This window comes from Streptomyces sp. NPDC001415, from assembly GCF_053597395.1.
The window spans coordinates 1-17,266 of sequence record NZ_JBSFIE010000040.1; the positions used below are offsets into that span (position 1 = coordinate 1).

A 17,266-nucleotide genomic window follows, 5' to 3' on the forward strand; every position below is an offset into this window, starting at 1 on the left:
CCCGGTAACGGGTGGAGCTGACTGGTACTAATAGGCCGAGGGCTTGTCCTCAGTTGCTCGCGTCCACTGTGTTTGTTCTGAAGCAGCGAACTCCCGTGTGCCGGTTGAGTTCCAACTTCATAGTGTTTCGGTGGTCATAGCGTTAGGGAAACGCCCGGTTACATTCCGAACCCGGAAGCTAAGCCTTTCAGCGCCGATGGTACTGCAGGGGGGACCCTGTGGGAGAGTAGGACGCCGCCGAACAAATTGTGGGGAAAGCCCCGCACCCGACCGTAAGGGATTACGGTCACGGTGCGGGGCTTTCTCGCGTTATGGACGCGCGAGCGGGATATAGAAACATGCAGAAGCGCGGGGGACACGTATACGTACGGGTGCTACCACGGGCGGCACAGAGAGGGCCCTGCCAACCCGGAGCCTGCACGAGGCTCGTGCGCCTCGCCTGCGCCCCGCCTGCATCTCGCCCGGCCCCCGCCCCTAGGCCTGGAGAAGGGCGGCGGGAAGGGCCAGCAGGCCGTTCTACAGGGCCACTTGGCGCATGAGCGGCCCTCGCCACCGCAGAGGGTTCCCGGCACCCCGGTAGTCCGACGCCAAGACCCCGGCCCCCGCACACACAGGCCCCCCACAGAGGCGGGCGACAACGACAAAGAGCCGGACCCAGTGAGACTGGGTCCGGCTCTTGAAGTCTGGCACTTCGGCCGATCAGCGGTTTGACCACACTGTCCGGCTTCTGTGCCCCCGGCAGGATTCGAACCTGCGCACACGGCTCCGGAGGCCGTTGCTCTATCCCCTGAGCTACGGGGGCGTCCGCCGCGTTCGGCGGCGACGGGTAGAACCCTACCAGCTCTCCCGGGGTGGCTGTGAACAGGTATTTCGGGTCCTCCGGTGGCCCGCGTCCCCCGGGCGGGGTGGAAGTGGGGAAAACCCGGACGCGGCGGCGTCGTCGGACCTAACCTCAAGGTGTGTCAGGCGCGTCCGGCCGGGTTCTTGTTGTCGACGACAACAAGGTCATCCGGCAGCTGATCAGGGTCAACCTTGAGCTGGAGGGCTTCGAGGTCGTGACCGCGGCCGATGGTGCCGAGTGCCTGGAAGTCGTTCACCGGGTCAGCCCCGACGTGATCACCCTCGACGTCGTGATGCCCCGGCTCGACGGGCTCCGTACGGCCGCACGGCTGCGCTCGGATCCCCGTACGAGCGGGCTGCCCGTCGCGATCATCAGTGCCTGCACCCAGTACGAGGTGGAGACCGGGCTCGCCGCCGGGGTCGACGCCTTCCTCGCGAAGCCCTTCGAGCCCGCCGAACTGGTCCGTGTGGTACGGCAGTTGCTGCACCGGGAGGCTCCGCCGTCTGCCGACGGCAGCAGGGAGCCCGGGCGGGCCGGCAGCACCCGGGGCTGACCCCCGCTCCGCCGGCCCCGCGCGCCCGCCCTGCCCGTATGGCGAAACCGGTTCGCGGAGGGACCCCCCTTCTCCCATACGCTGGTCCCGTGACCCCCGCAGAGCTCTCCCGTACCGTCGTGCGCGTCGTGCGCAGCGCGGTCGACGAGGGCGCCCTGAGCGTGGCGGGTGACGCGGTGCCCGACGTCGTCAAGGTCGAGCGGCCCCGGCCCGGGGGCGGCGGCGACTACGCCAGCGGGATCGCCCTCAAGCTCGCCGCCGCGGCCGGACTGCCGCCCCGCCGAGTCGCCGAAGTACTGCGGCAGCGGATCGCCGACCAGCCCGGGATCGCCCTCGTCGAGATCAGCGGGCCCGGGTTCCTCAACATCACCCTCGATCGTGGCGGCAAGGCCGGCGTCGTACGGCAGGTGCTCGACGCGACGACTCCGTATGGATACGGGGACGCTCTTCTCGGGCAGAGCCACGACTTCGCCGAGGTTTCCGAGGCGCGGGCCCGGGTCGTCACCGAGGTCGTCGTGCGGCTGCTTCGGTCTCAGGGGGCTCTCGCCCGCGTCGTCGAGCACGGGGGGCAGGTTCTTCCCCTCGTCGCCTGTCCCGAGCCCCGGCTCGCCGAGCTCGTCGGTGTCGATGCCGCCCGCTGGGCCATGCTCCGGGCCGCCCGGCACGATCGGCCGCGTACCGAGGTCGAAGAGCTGCTCGCTCAGCGGGAGGGCAATTCGCTTTTTCGGGTGCGGTACGCGTACGCGAGGAGCCGCGCGCTCACGCGCAATGCCCTTGAGCTGGGGTTTCGGGGTGAGGTCGGGGCCGTTCCAGGTGGGGAGGTTCTGCTCAGGCTGCTCTCCGATCACCCCGGGGTGCTCGAAAGTGCTGCCCGGCACCACGCCCCGGACCGGCTTGCGCGGCAGCTCGAAGCCGTGGCCGACGAACTGCTCCGGTTCCAGCACCGCGTACTGCCGCTCGGTGACGAGAAACCCTCGGCCGCCCACCGCAACCGGCTCGCCCTCGCCGAGGCCGCCGGGACGGTGCTGGCCGGCGGCCTGTCCCTGCTCGGCGTCGATGCCCCCGAGTTTCTGTGACATGCGCAGACATGGCCCGCAGACATGGCCCGTCAGGCGCGCACATGACCGCAGACGTGTAAGAGAAGAGACGTACAGAACATGAGCCGATCCGCGCACCCCGCCGGTCCCCGTCACGCCGACGTGCTGACCGAAGGGCACTACTCCGCGCCCCCCGCCGACCTCAACTCCCTTGACCCGAAGGTCTGGTCGAGCACCGTCACCCGTGCCGAGAGCGGCGAGCTCACCGTCGGCGGGCTCGAAGTGTCGCGGCTCGCCGAGGAGTTCGGCACGCCCGCCTACTTCCTCGACGAGGAGGACTTCCGCGAGCGGTGCCGGGCCTGGGCCGACGCCTTCGGCCGGGACGCCGACGTGTTCTACGCCGGCAAGGCGTTCCTGTCGCGGGCCGTCGTGCGCTGGCTGCACGAGGAGGGGCTCAACCTCGACGTGTGCTCCGGCACCGAGCTCGCCACCGCCCTCGACGCGGGGATGCCCGCCGAGCGCATCGCCTTCCACGGCAACAACAAGAGCGAGGCCGAGATCCGGCGGGCCGTCGAGGCCGGGGTCGGGCGGATCGTGCTCGACTCCTTCCAGGAGATCGTGCGCGTCGCGCACATCGCCCAGGAGCTCGGGAAGGTGCAGAAGGCCTTCATCCGCGTGACCGTCGGCGTCGAGGCGCACACCCACGAGTTCATCGCCACCGCGCACGAGGACCAGAAGTTCGGCATCGCGCTGGCCGACGGCCAGGCCGCCGAGGCCGTGCGGCGCGCGCTCAGGCTCGACGGGATCGAACTGGTCGGAATTCACTCGCACATCGGGTCGCAGATCTTCGACATGGCCGGTTTCGAGGTGTCCGCGCGACGCGTCGTCCAGCTCCTCGCCGAGGTCCGCGACGAGCACGGCGTCGAGCTGCCCGAGATCGACCTCGGCGGCGGGCTCGGCATCGCGTACACCTCCGACGACGACCCCAGCGAGCCGCACGAGATCGCCAAGGCGCTGACCGAGATCGTCACGCGCGAGTGCGACGCCGCCGGCCTTCGCGCCCCCCGCATCTCGGTCGAGCCGGGCCGCGCGATCGTCGGGCCGACCGCCTTCACGCTGTACGAGGTCGGCACGATCAAGCCGCTCGAAGGGCTGCGGACGTACGTGAGCGTGGACGGCGGCATGTCCGACAACATCCGGACCGCGCTGTACGACGCCGAGTACTCGGTCTCGCTCGTCTCGCGGACCTCGGACGCCGAGCCGATGCTGGTCAGGGTGGTCGGAAAGCACTGCGAGAGCGGTGACATCGTGGTCCGTGACGCATTCCTGCCCGCGGATCTCGCGCCGGGTGATCTGATTGCCGTGCCGGCCACCGGGGCGTACTGCCGCTCCATGGCCAGCAATTACAACCACGCGCTGCGCCCGCCCGTCGTCGCCGTGCGCGACGGATCGGCGCGGGTGATCGTCCGGCGTGAGACGGAGGAAGATCTCCTGCGTCTCGACGTCGGGTAAATGAAATAGTTGTCTCAGGATCCGGACCGGGGGCAGAAACTCCGGTCCGGTGAGTGAGACTGGTTCGCATTCCAGGTTTGAAGAGGAAACGAGGTCGGATGATGCGTACGCGTCCGCTGAAGGTGGCGCTGCTGGGCTGTGGAGTGGTCGGCTCAGAGGTGGCGCGCATCATGACGACGCACGCCGACGACCTCACGGCGCGCATCGGCGCTCCCGTGGAGCTCGCCGGAGTCGCCGTCCGCCGGCCCTCGAAGGTGCGCGAGGGCATCGACCCCGCCCTGGTCACCACCGACGCCACCGCCCTCGTCAAACGCGGCGACATCGACGTCGTCGTCGAGGTCATCGGCGGCATCGAGCCCGCCCGGGCGCTCATCACCACCGCCTTCGAGCACGGCGCCTCTGTCGTCTCCGCGAACAAGGCGCTGCTCGCCCAGGACGGCGCGGCCCTGCACGCGGCGGCCGTCGAGCACGGCCGGGACCTGTACTACGAGGCCGCCGTGGCCGGCGCGATCCCGCTGATCCGCCCGCTGCGCGAGTCGCTGGCCGGCGACAAGGTCAACCGCGTGCTCGGCATCGTCAACGGCACGACCAACTTCATCCTCGACAAGATGGACTCGACGGGCGCCGGCTACCAGGAGGCCCTCGACGAGGCCACCGCGCTCGGCTACGCCGAGGCCGACCCGACCGCCGACGTCGAGGGCTTCGACGCCGCCGCCAAGGCCGCCATCCTCGCCGGGATCGCCTTCCACACCCGGGTCCGCCTCGACGACGTGTACCGCGAGGGCATGACCGAGGTCACCGCCGCCGACTTCGCCTCGGCGCGCCAGATGGGCTGCACCATCAAGCTGCTCGCGATCTGCGAGCGGGCCGCCGACGGGGGCTCCGTGACCGCCCGCGTCCACCCGGCGATGATCCCGCTCGACCATCCGCTGGCGTCCGTGCGCGGCGCGTACAACGCGGTGTTCGTCGAGGCCGAGGCCGCCGGACAGCTCATGTTCTACGGGCCCGGAGCGGGCGGCGCTCCGACCGCGTCCGCGGTCCTGGGCGATCTGGTCGCGGTCTGCCGCAACAAGCTCAGTGCCTCCACCGGGCCCGGTGAGTCGGCGTACACGCAGTTGCCCGTGAGCCCCATGGGCGATGTCGTGACCCGCTACCACATCAGCCTCGACGTGGCCGACAAGCCAGGCGTGCTCGCCCAGGTCGCGACGGTCTTCGCCGAGCACGGGGTGTCCATCGACACCGTGCGGCAGTCCGGCAAGGACGGCGAGGCGTCCCTCGTCGTCGTCACCCACCGCGCGGCCGACGCGGCCCTCACCGGGACCGTGGACGCCCTGCGCAAGCTCGACACCGTGCGTGGTGTCGCCAGCATCATGCGTGTTGAAGGGGAGTAACCAGCAATGACCCACCAGTGGCGCGGAATCATCGAGGAGTACCGGGACCGGCTCCCCGTCTCCGCTACGACGCCGGTCGTCACCCTCCGCGAGGGCGGCACGCCCCTCGTGCCCGCGCAGGTGCTCTCCGAGCGCACGGGCTGCGAGGTGCACCTCAAGGTCGAGGGCGCGAACCCGACCGGGTCCTTCAAGGACCGCGGCATGACGATGGCGATCACGCGGGCGAAGGAGGAGGGCGCCAAGGCCGTCATCTGCGCCTCCACCGGCAACACCTCGGCCTCGGCCGCCGCCTACGCGGTGCGCGCCGGCATGGTGTGCGCGGTGCTCGTGCCGCAGGGCAAGATCGCGCTCGGCAAGATGGGCCAGGCCCTCATCCACGGCGCCAAGATCCTCCAGGTCGACGGCAACTTCGACGACTGCCTCACGCTGGCCCGCTCGCTGTCCGACAACTACCCGGTGGCGCTGGTCAATTCGGTCAACCCGGTGCGCATCGAGGGCCAGAAGACAGCCGCGTTCGAGATCGTGGACATGCTCGGCGACGCCCCCGACATCCACGTCCTGCCCGTGGGCAACGCCGGCAACATCACGGCGTACTGGAAGGGCTACAAGGAGTACGCCGCCGACGGCATCTCGACGCACACCCCGCGCATGTGGGGCTTCCAGGCGTCGGGTTCGGCGCCGATCGTGCGCGGTGAGGTCGTCAAGGACCCCTCGACGATCGCCACCGCGATCCGCATCGGCAACCCGGCCTCGTGGCAGTTCGCACTGGCCGCGCGGGACGAATCCGGCGGATTCATCGACGAAGTGACGGACCGTGAGATTCTGCGCGCGTACCGGCTGCTCGCCTCGCAGGAGGGCGTCTTCGTCGAGCCCGCCTCGGCCGCTTCGGTGGCCGGGCTGCTCAAGGCCGCCGAGCGCGGTCTCGTCGACCCGGGCCAGAAGATCGTGTGCACGGTGACCGGAAACGGCCTCAAGGACCCCGACTGGGCCGTCGCGGGCGCCCCGCAGCCCGTCACGGTCCCCGTCGACGCGGCGGCCGCGGCCGAACGCCTCGGTCTGGCGTAGTTCCCTTACGCATCGCTGTGACGTACGCGTCCTGCATCGCCAGGACGCGTACGTAAAGCCGGACAAGCCCGCACGTAGGGGCACAGGGGGCTCGCGACACGCATCGTGCGCCTCCTGTGCGCCCTATGTCGCCACAGAACCTTCCTTCGATAGGCTGTACTCAACCCGCCCCGCCGCATATGCCGTGGTGCAGTTGCCCACGTGGCCCTCGGGTGTTCCGTACGTCTTCGAAAATCTCGCAGCAGATATCAGCAGCAGCCTCACAAGGAGTCATCAGAGCGATGGCCGGTCCCGCATTCCGCGCCGCCGCCGTACGGGTGCGCGTCCCCGCCACCAGTGCCAACCTCGGCCCCGGCTTCGACTCCCTGGGCCTGTCACTGGGGCTGTACGACGACGTGGTCGTCCGCGTCGCCGACTCCGGCCTGGGCATCGACATCGCGGGCGAGGGCGCCGAGACGCTGCCCCGCGACGAGAGCCACCTGCTCGTACGTTCGCTGCGTACGGCCTTCGACCTGCTCGGCGGGCAGCCGCGCGGCCTGGAGGTCGTCTGCGCCAACCGCATCCCGCACGGCCGCGGCCTCGGCTCCTCCTCCGCCGCCATCTGCGCCGGCATCGTCGCCGCGCGCGCCGTGACCATAGGCGGTGACGCCCGCCTCGACGACGCGGCCCTGCTGGAGCTCGCGACCGAGATCGAGGGGCACCCCGACAACGTGGCCGCCTGTCTGCTCGGCGGTTTCACGCTGTCCTGGATGGACGGCGGCGCGGCCCGCGCGATCAGGATGGACCCGGCGGATTCCATCGTTCCGGTGGTCTTCGTGCCGGGTAAGGCGGTCCTGACGGAGACGGCCCGGGGCCTGCTTCCGCGCACCGTTCCGCACGTCGACGCCGCGGCCAACGCCGGCCGGGCGGCCCTGCTCGTGGAGGCCCTGACCAGGCGCCCCGAGCTGCTGCTGGCGGCCACCGAGGACCGGCTCCACCAGGAGTACCGCGCACCGGCGATGCCGGAGAGCGTGGCACTGGTCAACCGGCTGCGTGCGGACGGCGTTCCCGCAGTCATCTCCGGCGCGGGGCCCACGGTGCTCGCGCTGGTCGAGGACGGTGCGGCCGACAAGGTCGCACGCCTGGCGGGGGAGGGGTGGGCCGCCAACCGGCTCAGTCTCGACGCCGCGGGCGCGAGCGTCCTGCCGCTCGGATCGTAGGTCCGGGCGCAGGGAGCACGGCTTGCCGGTGAACGAGAGGGGGAATGTTTGTTGGATCCGGTAGTGTTAACCTCAAGTCTGCATCGGTCGTCTTCGTGGCGCGGTGCTTCGTGTCCCCTTCAGGGACCGCCATTCTTCCGAGAGCCTCCCCAACTGCCTGTGCAGCCTGCCTGAGCAGTTTCGAGCACGCTCCGGAACCGGCACGACACCCCACGCTTTTTCCCAGCAGGGGCCGAGTAGGGGGACCTCGGGCCGGAACCCACGCACGTTTATCTCTCCGCCGTACGCGGCGGACCACCGCCCCGGCACGATCCGTGGTCGACAAGATCACAGGCCGCAGCCGGACAGCACAACCGGTCGCCGAGCCAGACAGGCCGACGTCCGCTCCAGGGAAGGACCCTTCGTGAGCGACACCACCGATCTGATGGGCGTGAGTGCCGACAGCTCTGTCGACAACGCCGCGCCCGCCGCAGGTGCTGCCTCTGGCACCACCTCACGGCGCCGCCGCTCCGGCACCGGCCTCGACGGCATGGTCCTGGCCGAGCTGCAGCAGGTCGCGTCCGGCCTCGGCATCAGGGGCACCGCGCGCATGCGCAAGAGCCAGCTGATCGAGGTCATCAAGGAGGCGCAGGCCGGAGGCGGTTCCGCGGCTCCGGCCAAGAGTGCTGCGTCTTCTGCGGACGCCGAGTCCAAGCCGAAGCGCCGTGCCACCTCCAAGGCCCGTACGGGCGACGAGGCCGCCGCGCCCGCAGCCGACAAGCAGCCCGCGCAGCAGCAGATCGACATCCCCGGCCAGCCGTCCCCCAAGGTCTCCGACCAGGGAGGCGCCTCCGGCGACGACCAGCCCGTCGGCGAGCGGCGCCGTCGCCGCGCGACCGCGCCCTCCGGCAGCCCCGAGTCCGCCTCGGCCGCTGTCGAGACCGTCACCAAGACGGAGGCCAAGGCCGAGGTGAAGACCCCCGAGGCCGCGGCCCAGCCCGAGGCGAAGGCCGCCGAGGCGGTCGACACCGCCGAGGGCCGCCGCGAGCGCCGTGACCGCGGCGAGCGGGGCGACCGCGGTGACCGCCGGGACCGCCAGCGCGGTGAGCGGGGCGACCGTGGTGAGCGGGGCGACCGTCAGCGCGGTGAGCGCGGCGGCAAGGGCGAGGACCAGCAGGGCGGCCAGCGCCAGCAGCGCCAGGGCGGCCAGCAGCAGGGCCAGCAGCAGAACAACGGCCCGCAGGACGACTTCGACGACGACGGCAGCCGCCGTGGTCGGCGCGGACGCTACCGCGACCGCCGTGGCCGCCGCGGTGGCCGCGAGGAGTTCGGCGCCGAGCCGCAGGTCGCCGACGACGACGTCCTGATCCCCGTCGCGGGCATCCTGGACATCCTCGACAACTACGCGTTCATCCGGACCTCCGGCTACCTGCCGGGCCCGAACGACGTGTACGTATCGCTCGCCCAGGTCCGCAAGAACGGTCTGCGCAAGGGTGACCACGTCACCGGAGCCGTCCGCCAGCCCAAGGACGGCGAGCGCCGCGAGAAGTTCAACGCGCTGGTGCGCCTCGACTCCTCCAACGGCATGGCGGCCGACTCGGGCCGCGGCCGCCCGGAGTTCAACAAGCTGACCCCGCTCTACCCCCAGGACCGGCTCCGTCTGGAGACCGACCCGGGCGTGCTGACCACGCGGATCATCGACCTCGTGTCGCCGATCGGCAAGGGCCAGCGAGGCCTGATCGTGGCCCCGCCGAAGACCGGCAAGACCATGATCATGCAGGCGATCGCCAACGCGATCACCCACAACAACCCCGAGTGCCACCTGATGGTCGTCCTGGTCGACGAGCGTCCGGAAGAGGTCACCGACATGCAGCGGTCGGTGAAGGGCGAGGTCATCTCCTCGACCTTCGACCGTCCCGCCGAGGACCACACCACCGTCGCCGAGCTGGCCATCGAGCGCGCCAAGCGTCTCGTCGAGCTCGGTCACGACGTGGTCGTGCTGCTCGACTCGATCACCCGTCTGGGCCGTGCGTACAACCTGGCGGCCCCGGCCTCCGGCCGCATCCTGTCCGGTGGTGTCGACTCGACCGCGCTCTACCCGCCGAAGCGCTTCTTCGGTGCCGCGCGCAACATCGAGGACGGCGGCTCGCTGACCATCCTCGCCACCGCGCTCGTGGAGACCGGCTCGCGCATGGACGAGGTGATCTTCGAGGAGTTCAAGGGCACCGGCAACATGGAGCTCAAGCTCGATCGCAAGCTCGCCGACAAGCGCATCTTCCCGGCGGTGGACGTGGACGCGTCCGGCACCCGCAAGGAAGAGATCCTGCTCGGCAGCGACGAGCTCGCGGTCGTCTGGAAGCTGCGCCGGGTGCTGCACGCGCTCGACCAGCAGCAGGCCATCGAACTGCTCCTCGACAAGATGAAGCAGACGAAGTCGAACGCCGAGTTCCTGCTCCAGATCCAGAAGACGACCCCGGGTCCGGGCAACGGCAACGACTAGCAACTCCGGCTCCACCAGGGCCACTTGAGAGCGCCCCCGTCATTTCGGTGACGGGGGCGTTTTTTGCGCAGTACTATCAGCGGGCCGTAAGTGGGGGGAACGTATTACTGATACGCCACTGAGCCGCCGAGCTCTGCCCTGGGCTACCGCCGGGCAGGGCTTTTTCGTTTTTTGGCGCCCGCATTCCCCTGCGCATTTACGGGTCAACCCATGGGGAGATCGAATGACATCTGGCAGGCGGAGGGTGCGCAATGCCCTCCCTGCGGCGACCGCCGTATTCGCACTGGGATCGCTGGCCCTCGGGGCAGCGCCGGCCCAGGCATCCCAGGCTCCACCGATGCCGGGCAGGCAGAGCGTCCAGGCGCCACCGGCCCCGGCCTCCCAAGCGGAACTGAAGGCCCGGCTCAAGAGCGCGACCAGCAATTTCACCCCCGCCACCCAGAGTCCCGCGCCCAGCGGCTCGAAGGCGCCGGGCGGCCAGGACCCGAAGATCATCGGCGGTACGCCCGCCGCGGTCGGCGAGGCGCCCTGGATGGTCCAGCTCTTCTACAACGACCCGGTCACCAGCCAGGGCATCTTCTGCGGCGGCACCCTCGTCGCCCCCGGCAAGGTCCTCACCGCCGCCCACTGCGTGGCGGGCCGGGACTGGACGAAGAACGGCGTCATCCTCGGCGGCACCACCGAATACCCGCTGAACGGCGACCTGCACGGCGGCCAGTTGGTCAACGTGGCGCGCCAGTGGTCGAACCCGGCGTTCGACGCGGGCGCCCTCACCGGGGACGTGGCCGTGCTGACCCTGGCCGCGCCGCTGCCGTACCAGACGCTCCAGCCGGCCTCGGCCGACGAGAGCGTCGCCTACCAGCCGGGCACCCCGGCCACGGTGTACGGCTGGGGCCGCATCAGCTCCACCAACCAGGACGTCTCGATGTCGCTGCTCAAGGCGACCATCCCGGTCCAGGCCGACGCCACTTGCGCCGCGTACTACAACCAGGCACCCGAGAACTCCTTCGTCGCGGGCCAGATGACGTGCGCGGGGAACCCGGCGAGCGGCGCCGACGCGGGCACGGTCTCGCCCTGCAACGGCGACTCGGGCGGCCCGCTGGTCGTGGGCAACCGCATCGTGGGCGTGGTGTCCTGGGGCCGCGCGGACTGCGTGGCGGCGGGCTCGTACAGCGTCTACTCGAAGCTCAGCACCTTCGCCGGGCTCGTCGCTCCCCGGACCGACGACACCGACCTGAACTTCGACGGACGCGCCGACCTGTTCGCGCGGAACGACGCCACCGGTGAGGGCTTCGCGTACTACTCGCAGGGCATCACCATCGGCAACCGGTACTCGCTCGGCGACTGGCGCGGCTACGACGTGGTCCGCCAGGCCGACCTCGACCGCGACCAGCGCCAGGACTTCGTGCTGCGCACGACAGGCGGGCACCTCGACTGGTACCACTACGCCGCGGCCACCAACGCCTATGCCCATCAGGACCTGGGCGGCGGCTGGGGTGCGATGAAGTCCATCGCGCTGCCGGGCGACCTCAACGGCGACGCCCTGACCGACCTGCTCGCGGTCGACACCAGCGGGCAGCTGTGGCTCTACCCCGGCAAGGGCGACGGAGCCTTCGGCAACCGTTCGGCCCTCGGCGGCGGCTGGGGTCCGCTGGTCCTGGTGGGCAAGGGTGACTACAGCGGTGACGGCAAGGCCGACCTGCTGGCCCAGGACACCTCCGGCAAGCTGTGGCTCTACCCGGGCACCGGCCGAGGCGCCTTCGGCAACCGCTCCCTCGCGGGCTCCGCGGGCTGGACCTTCCCGGGGTACGCCGCCACCGGCGACGTGGACGGGGACGGCAGGGCGGACCTCTTCGCGCGCGACGGCGCGGGGGTGCTCTGGCTCTACCCGGGCAACGGGCGCGGCGCCTTCGGCGACCGCTACCAGGTCGGCGGCGGCTGGGGCGGCTACAGCCTCATCGGCTGAGGCGTTCGACACACGCATCACGTTCGCGGCGGCTCCGGACACAGCCCGGGGCCGCCGCGAACGTGCAGGTGAGAGCGGTGGGCCCGAGACCGGCTTGCGGTCCGGGCCCGATGCGCTCTTACGGCCTTCTTAGAACCCTGTGCAACCCTGCTTGGTGCTTCGGCGTCTGACGAGTGTCGACAAACCGTGCCTGTACACCTGGGCAGGGGGTAACCGGAGGAGCACCGAGAACTGAGGAGACCATGGGCGAGCAGGGCACACGCAGCAGCCGAATACGCGGGGCGGGCAAGCGCCGCAAGCAGCCCAGCACGCGCCGTCGCGCCGCGAGAATCGCCGCGTGGAGCGCGGCAGGCGTCGTCCTCGTCGGCGGCGGGGGACTCGGCTACGTGTACTTCAAGCTCAACGGCAACCTCAAGGGCGTCGACATCAACGCCCAGCTCGGCACCGACCGCCCGCAGAACGTCGACAACGGCTCGATGGACATCCTGGTCCTCGGCTCGGACTCGCGGGCCGGCGCCAACAAGGAGTACGGCGAGGACGAGGGCGGCGCCCGGTCCGACACCGCGATGATCATCCACGTCTACCAGGGCCACAAGACCGCGAGCGTCGTCTCCATCCCGCGCGACACCCTGGTTACCCGCCCTTCCTGCACCGCCCCCGGCGGCAAGACCGCCCCGGGCGCCAGGCGCCAGATGTTCAACACGGCGTACGAGGTCGGCGGCCCGGCCTGTGCGGTTAAGACCGTCGAGCAGATGTCCGGCATCCGCATGGACCACTACATCGAGGTCGACTTCACCGGCTTCAAGAAGCTCATCGACCAGCTCGGCGGGGTGCCCGTCACCACCAACAAGCCGATCAAGGACGACAAGAGCCACCTCGACCTCCCGGCCGGCAAGCACACCCTCAACGGCGAGCAGGCGCTCGGCCTCGTGCGCACCCGGCACGGCGTGGTCGGCGACGGCAGCGACCTCGGCCGCATCCAGCTCCAGCAGGCCTTCATCAAGGCGCTGATCAGCCAGGTCAAGAGCGTCGGCGTCTTCAGTAACCCGACCAAGCTGTACGGGCTCGCCGACGCCGCCACCAAGGCGATCACCACCGACTCGGACCTCAGCTCGATCAACTCGCTGATCGGCTTCGCCAACGGGCTCAAGGGCCTGGACGCGTCCAACGTCAAGATGATCACGCTGCCGGTGCAGTACGACAAGGCCGACCCCAACCGCGTCAGCCCGCTCGCCAAGGAGTCCCAGGAGGTCTGGGACGCCCTCGCCAAGGACCAGCCGATCCCGGCGTCCGCGACCGCCGGCTCGGCGGGCGACAAGGGCACCGCGGGCGGCTACGTCGCCGGTCAGTAGCACCATCGGCGGCCTTCGGACGCTCCGGGAATAGATGTGCATCCACCCCGGTTTTGGGAGATGCGGCCAGTCCTGGCAGACTGGTACGTCGGCCCCGGTTCACGTACGCGCAATCCGCGCCTGCGACCCGGAGCCCTCCCGAACCTAGGAGACACCTTGAAACGCGACATCCACCCCGAGTACGTCGAGACCCAGGTCAGCTGCACCTGTGGCGCGGCTTTCACCACCCGTAGCACGATCGGCGGCGGCTCCATCCGCGCCGAAATCTGCTCCGAGTGCCACCCGTTCTACACGGGCAAGCAGAAGATCATGGACACCGGCGGCCGTGTGGCCCGCTTCGAGGCCCGCTTCGGCAAGGCTGCCGGCTCCGCCGCGAAGTAGCGAGCCAACAGCGCCGGTCCGCGGCGCCTCCGTTCCGGGGGCGCCGCGACCGGCGCTTTGCCGTCCAGCCCTACTTCTCCGTTTGAAACCCAGGAGCCACCGATGTTCGAAGCGGTCGAGGACCTGATCGGCGAGCACGCCGATCTTGAGACGAAGCTCGCCGACCCTTCGGTCCACGCCGATCAGGCCAACGCGCGCAAGCTGAACAAGCGCTACGCCGAGCTGACGCCGATCGTCGGGACCTACCGCGCCTGGAAGCAGACGGGTGAGGACATCGAGACGGCCCGCGAACTCGCGGCCGACGACCCCGACTTCGCCGCCGAGGTCAAGGACCTGACCGCGCAGCGCGAGGAGCTCACCGAGAAGCTCCGCCTGCTCCTGGTCCCGCGCGACCCGAGCGACGACAAGGACGTACTCCTGGAGATCAAGGCGGGTGCGGGCGGCGACGAGTCGGCCCTGTTCGCCGGTGACCTCCTGCGCATGTACCTGCGCTACGCCGAGCGGGTCGGCTGGAAGACCGAGATCATCGACTCCACCGAGTCCGAGCTCGGCGGCTACAAGGACGTCCAGGTCGCCGTGAAGACCAAGGGCGGCAACGGCGCGACCGAGCCCGGCCAGGGCGTCTGGGCGCGGCTGAAGTACGAGGGCGGCGTGCACCGCGTGCAACGCGTGCCGGCCACCGAGTCGCAGGGCCGCATCCACACCTCGGCCGCCGGCGTGCTCGTCACGCCCGAGGCCGAGGAGGTCGACGTCGAGATCAACATGAACGACCTCCGCATCGACGTGTACCGCTCCTCGGGCCCCGGCGGCCAGTCCGTCAACACGACCGACTCCGCCGTACGTATCACGCACGTCCCGACCGGTGTCGTCGCCTCCTGTCAGAACGAGAAGAGCCAGCTCCAGAACAAGGAGCAGGCCATGCGCATCCTGCGCTCCCGGCTGCTCGCCGCCGCCCAGGAGGCCGCCGAGCAGGAGGCCGCCGACGCCCGCCGCAGCCAGGTGCGCACCGTCGACCGCTCCGAGAAGATCCGGACGTACAACTTCCCGGAGAACCGCATTTCGGACCACCGGGTCGGCTTCAAGGCGTACAACTTGGACCAGGTCCTCGACGGCGACCTGGACGCGATGATCCAGGCCTGCGTCGACGCGGACTCCGCCGCCAAGCTCGCGGCCGCCCAGTAATCCCACCCCCGTACGACTGCCGGAGGACCAGCGTGCAGCAAAACTCTGGGGGGCGACCCCCAGGCCCCCGAAGCGTGCTGCTTGCCGAGGTGGCCCAGGCCACCCAGCGGCTGGCCGACGCCGGCGTGCCCTCCCCGCGCTTCGACGCGGAGGAGCTCGCCGCGCACATCCACGGCGTCAAGCGGGGAGAGCTGCACAACGTCAAGGACGCGGACTTCGACGCGCGCTACTGGGAGGCGATCGCCCGCCGCGAGGCCCGCGAGCCGCTCCAGCACATCACCGGCCGCGCCTTCTTCCGCTACCTCGAACTCCAAGTGGGACCAGGGGTGTTCGTGCCCCGGCCGGAGACCGAGTCCGTGGTCGGCTGGGCCATAGACGCCGTGCGCGCGATGGACGTCGTCGAGCCGCTCATCGTCGACCTGTGCACCGGATCGGGCGCCATCGCGCTCGCCATGGCGCAGGAGGTGCCGCGCTCGCGCGTGCACGCCGTCGAGCTGTCCGAGGACGCCCTGGAGTGGACGCGGAAGAACGTCGAGGGGTCCCGCGTCGTTCTCCACCAGGGCGACGCGCTCACCGCGCTGCCCGAGTTGGACGGCCAGGTCGACCTGGTCATCTCCAACCCGCCGTACATCCCGCTCACCGAGTGGGAGTACGTCGCCCCCGAGGCGCGCGACCACGACCCCGAGCTCGCGCTGTTCTCCGGTGAGGACGGTCTCGACACCATCCGGGGCATCGAACGCACCGCGCACCGCCTCCTGCGGCCCGGCGGGCTCGTCGTCATCGAGCACGCCGACACCCAGGGCGGCCAAGTGCCGTGGATCTTCAACGAGGAGGCCGGGTGGGCGGACGCGGCCGACCACCCCGACCTCAACAACCGCCCGCGCTTCGCCACGGCCCGCAAGGCCACACCGTGACCAGCCGCAACACCCAGACCGTGTACGTGTACGAGGAGGCCCGCTAATGGCTCGGCGATACGACTGCAACGACGCGACGGACCGCACGACCGGTCTGCGCGAAGCCGCGTCCGCCGTCCGCCGCGGCGAGCTCGTGGTGCTGCCGACCGACACCGTGTACGGGATCGGCGCCGACGCGTTCAGCTCGCAGGCCGTCACGGACCTGCTCGACGCCAAGGGCCGCGGCCGCAACATGCCCACCCCTGTGCTCATCGGCTCGCCGAACACCCTGCACGGCCTGGTCACCGACTTCACCGAGCAGGCCTGGGAGCTCGTCGACGCGTTCTGGCCGGGCGCCCTCACCCTGGTCGCGCGCCACCAGCCGTCGCTCCAGTGGGACCTCGGCGACACCCGGGGCACCGTCGCGATCCGGATGCCGCTGCACCCGGTCGCCATCGAACTGCTCACCGAGGTCGGCCCGATGGCCGTGTCCTCCGCCAACCTGACCGGCCACCCCGCGCCGGAGGACTGCGACGCGGCCCAGGGCATGCTCGGCGACTCCGTCTCGGTGTACCTGGACGGCGGCCCGACCCCGGGCATCGTCCCGTCCTCGATCGTGGACGTGACCGGCAAGGTCCCGGTCCTGCTGCGCGCGGGCGCCCTCGACGCGGACGAGCTGCGCAAGGTGGTACCCGATCTTGAGGTGGCCAATTGACCGCCCCTGAGGGGCGTGGCATAGGCACGGTTCACCCCGCGGGGAACTCGTTCCGCATCCTCCACGTCAGCACCGGCAACGTCTGCCGCTCGCCGATCACCGAGCGGCTGACCCGCCATGCCCTGAGCGATCGGCTCGGGGACCCGTTCACGGGCGGCCTCATCGTGGAGAGCGCCGGCACCTGGGGGCACGAGGGCGCCCCGATGGAGGCCAACGCCGCCGCCGTCCTCGCCGACTTCGGCGCGGACGCCACCGGCTTCACCGGGCGCGAGCTCCTCGACGAGCACGTCATCACCGCCGACCTGGTGCTCACCGCCACCCGCGACCACCGCGCCCAGGTCATCTCGATGGGCCACTCGGCGGGCCTGCGCACCTTCACCCTGAAGGAGTTCACCCGTCTCGTACGGGCCATAGACCCGGCCACGCTGCCCGATCCGCTCCAGGAGGGCATGGTGGAGCGGGCCAGGGCCCTGGTGCGGGCCGCGGCCGCGCTGCGCGGCTGGCTGCTCGCCCCGAGCGCCGAGGCCGACGAGGTCAACGACCCCTACGGCGCCCCGATCACGTTCTTCCGCTCCATCGGCGACGAGATCAACCAGGCCCTGGACCCGGTGGTCACGGCGCTGACGGGTGTGCCGACCCACCACTGACATCCGGGGGAGTACGGCTCCCCGTCACACCGGGCGCGCTCGGCGGCCCAGAT

Annotated in this window: 14 protein-coding genes, 1 tRNA gene and 1 rRNA gene; 15 read left to right on the plus strand and 1 reads right to left on the minus strand. The window is 70.5% G+C overall.

Annotated features, from left to right (window positions below):
• Nucleotides 1–126: 126 nt before the first annotated feature.
• Nucleotides 127–243, plus strand: a 5S ribosomal RNA gene (gene rrf / locus ACWC2B_RS33025).
• Between the two features lie 487 nt (nt 244–730).
• On the opposite strand, the gene ACWC2B_RS33030 is transcribed toward rrf, so the two are convergent.
• A tRNA-Arg gene (locus ACWC2B_RS33030) sits at nt 731–802 on the minus strand.
• Between the two features lie 157 nt (nt 803–959).
• On the opposite strand from ACWC2B_RS33030, the gene ACWC2B_RS33035 reads away from it, so the two are divergent.
• From ACWC2B_RS33035 to ACWC2B_RS33100, 14 genes are all read left to right on the plus strand, one after another.
• Nucleotides 960–1,394 carry a response regulator gene (locus ACWC2B_RS33035; protein ID WP_450723155.1) on the plus strand — a complete coding sequence of 145 codons (435 nt, stop codon included), beginning with the start codon at nt 960–962 and terminating at the stop codon, nt 1,392–1,394.
• Nucleotides 1,395–1,483: 89 nt separating this feature from the next.
• Nucleotides 1,484–2,470: an ArgS-related anticodon-binding protein NrtL gene (gene nrtL, locus ACWC2B_RS33040; RefSeq protein ID WP_450723157.1), complete on the plus strand. Its 987-nt coding sequence runs from the start codon at nt 1,484–1,486 to the stop codon at nt 2,468–2,470.
• An 81-nt stretch (nt 2,471–2,551) separates the two neighbouring features.
• Nucleotides 2,552–3,943 (plus strand): diaminopimelate decarboxylase, encoded by a 1,392-nt coding sequence (gene lysA, locus ACWC2B_RS33045; RefSeq protein WP_450723159.1) that lies wholly within the window; start codon nt 2,552–2,554, stop codon nt 3,941–3,943.
• Nucleotides 3,944–4,041: 98 nt separating this feature from the next.
• Nucleotides 4,042–5,334, plus strand: a complete 1,293-nt coding sequence (locus tag ACWC2B_RS33050) for a homoserine dehydrogenase (protein ID WP_450723161.1) — start codon at nt 4,042–4,044, stop codon at nt 5,332–5,334.
• A gap of 6 nt (nt 5,335–5,340) precedes the next feature.
• Nucleotides 5,341–6,399, plus strand: coding sequence for a threonine synthase (gene thrC / locus ACWC2B_RS33055; protein ID WP_450723163.1), 1,059 nt, complete (start codon nt 5,341–5,343; stop codon nt 6,397–6,399).
• A gap of 281 nt (nt 6,400–6,680) precedes the next feature.
• The gene (thrB, locus tag ACWC2B_RS33060; protein WP_450723165.1) at nt 6,681–7,598 is read left to right on the plus strand and encodes a homoserine kinase; all 918 of its coding nucleotides are present in this window, start codon (nt 6,681–6,683) and stop codon (nt 7,596–7,598) included.
• Nucleotides 7,599–8,001: 403 nt separating this feature from the next.
• The gene (gene rho, locus ACWC2B_RS33065; protein WP_450723167.1) at nt 8,002–10,077 is read left to right on the plus strand and encodes a transcription termination factor Rho; all 2,076 of its coding nucleotides are present in this window, start codon (nt 8,002–8,004) and stop codon (nt 10,075–10,077) included.
• A gap of 337 nt (nt 10,078–10,414) precedes the next feature.
• The gene (locus tag ACWC2B_RS33070) at nt 10,415–12,043 is read left to right on the plus strand and encodes a trypsin-like serine protease (protein WP_450723169.1); all 1,629 of its coding nucleotides are present in this window, start codon (nt 10,415–10,417) and stop codon (nt 12,041–12,043) included.
• 242 nt (nt 12,044–12,285) lie between these two features.
• Entirely contained in the window at nt 12,286–13,395 is a 1,110-nt protein-coding gene (locus tag ACWC2B_RS33075) for an LCP family protein (protein ID WP_450723171.1), read from the plus strand.
• A gap of 156 nt (nt 13,396–13,551) precedes the next feature.
• The gene (gene rpmE, locus ACWC2B_RS33080) at nt 13,552–13,776 is read left to right on the plus strand and encodes a 50S ribosomal protein L31 (RefSeq protein WP_189963666.1); all 225 of its coding nucleotides are present in this window, start codon (nt 13,552–13,554) and stop codon (nt 13,774–13,776) included.
• Nucleotides 13,777–13,878: 102 nt separating this feature from the next.
• Nucleotides 13,879–14,958: a peptide chain release factor 1 gene (gene prfA, locus ACWC2B_RS33085; RefSeq protein ID WP_053726982.1), complete on the plus strand. Its 1,080-nt coding sequence runs from the start codon at nt 13,879–13,881 to the stop codon at nt 14,956–14,958.
• A 32-nt stretch (nt 14,959–14,990) separates the two neighbouring features.
• On the plus strand, nt 14,991–15,872 hold the full coding sequence (gene prmC / locus ACWC2B_RS33090) for a peptide chain release factor N(5)-glutamine methyltransferase (RefSeq protein ID WP_450723174.1): 882 nt from the start codon (nt 14,991–14,993) through the stop codon (nt 15,870–15,872).
• A 46-nt stretch (nt 15,873–15,918) separates the two neighbouring features.
• On the plus strand, nt 15,919–16,566 hold the full coding sequence (locus ACWC2B_RS33095; protein ID WP_386155165.1) for an L-threonylcarbamoyladenylate synthase: 648 nt from the start codon (nt 15,919–15,921) through the stop codon (nt 16,564–16,566).
• Nucleotides 16,563–17,213 (plus strand): arsenate reductase/protein-tyrosine-phosphatase family protein, encoded by a 651-nt coding sequence (locus ACWC2B_RS33100; RefSeq protein WP_189963670.1) that lies wholly within the window; start codon nt 16,563–16,565, stop codon nt 17,211–17,213. Before ACWC2B_RS33095 ends, ACWC2B_RS33100 begins: the two co-directional genes overlap by 4 nt.
• The last annotated feature ends 53 nt before the right edge of the window (nt 17,214–17,266 follow it).

Coding starts and splice junctions, on each gene's coding strand:
- ACWC2B_RS33095 (WP_386155165.1), top strand. CDS start 15,919: ATGGCTCGGCGATACGACTGCAACGACGCGACGGACCGCACGACCGGT.
- ACWC2B_RS33075 (WP_450723171.1), top strand. CDS start 12,286: ATGGGCGAGCAGGGCACACGCAGCAGCCGAATACGCGGGGCGGGCAAG.
- thrC (WP_450723163.1), top strand. CDS start 5,341: ATGACCCACCAGTGGCGCGGAATCATCGAGGAGTACCGGGACCGGCTC.
- ACWC2B_RS33050 (WP_450723161.1), top strand. CDS start 4,042: ATGATGCGTACGCGTCCGCTGAAGGTGGCGCTGCTGGGCTGTGGAGTG.
- ACWC2B_RS33070 (WP_450723169.1), top strand. CDS start 10,415: ATGCCGGGCAGGCAGAGCGTCCAGGCGCCACCGGCCCCGGCCTCCCAA.
- lysA (WP_450723159.1), top strand. CDS start 2,552: ATGAGCCGATCCGCGCACCCCGCCGGTCCCCGTCACGCCGACGTGCTG.
- thrB (WP_450723165.1), top strand. CDS start 6,681: ATGGCCGGTCCCGCATTCCGCGCCGCCGCCGTACGGGTGCGCGTCCCC.
- prfA (WP_053726982.1), top strand. CDS start 13,879: ATGTTCGAAGCGGTCGAGGACCTGATCGGCGAGCACGCCGATCTTGAG.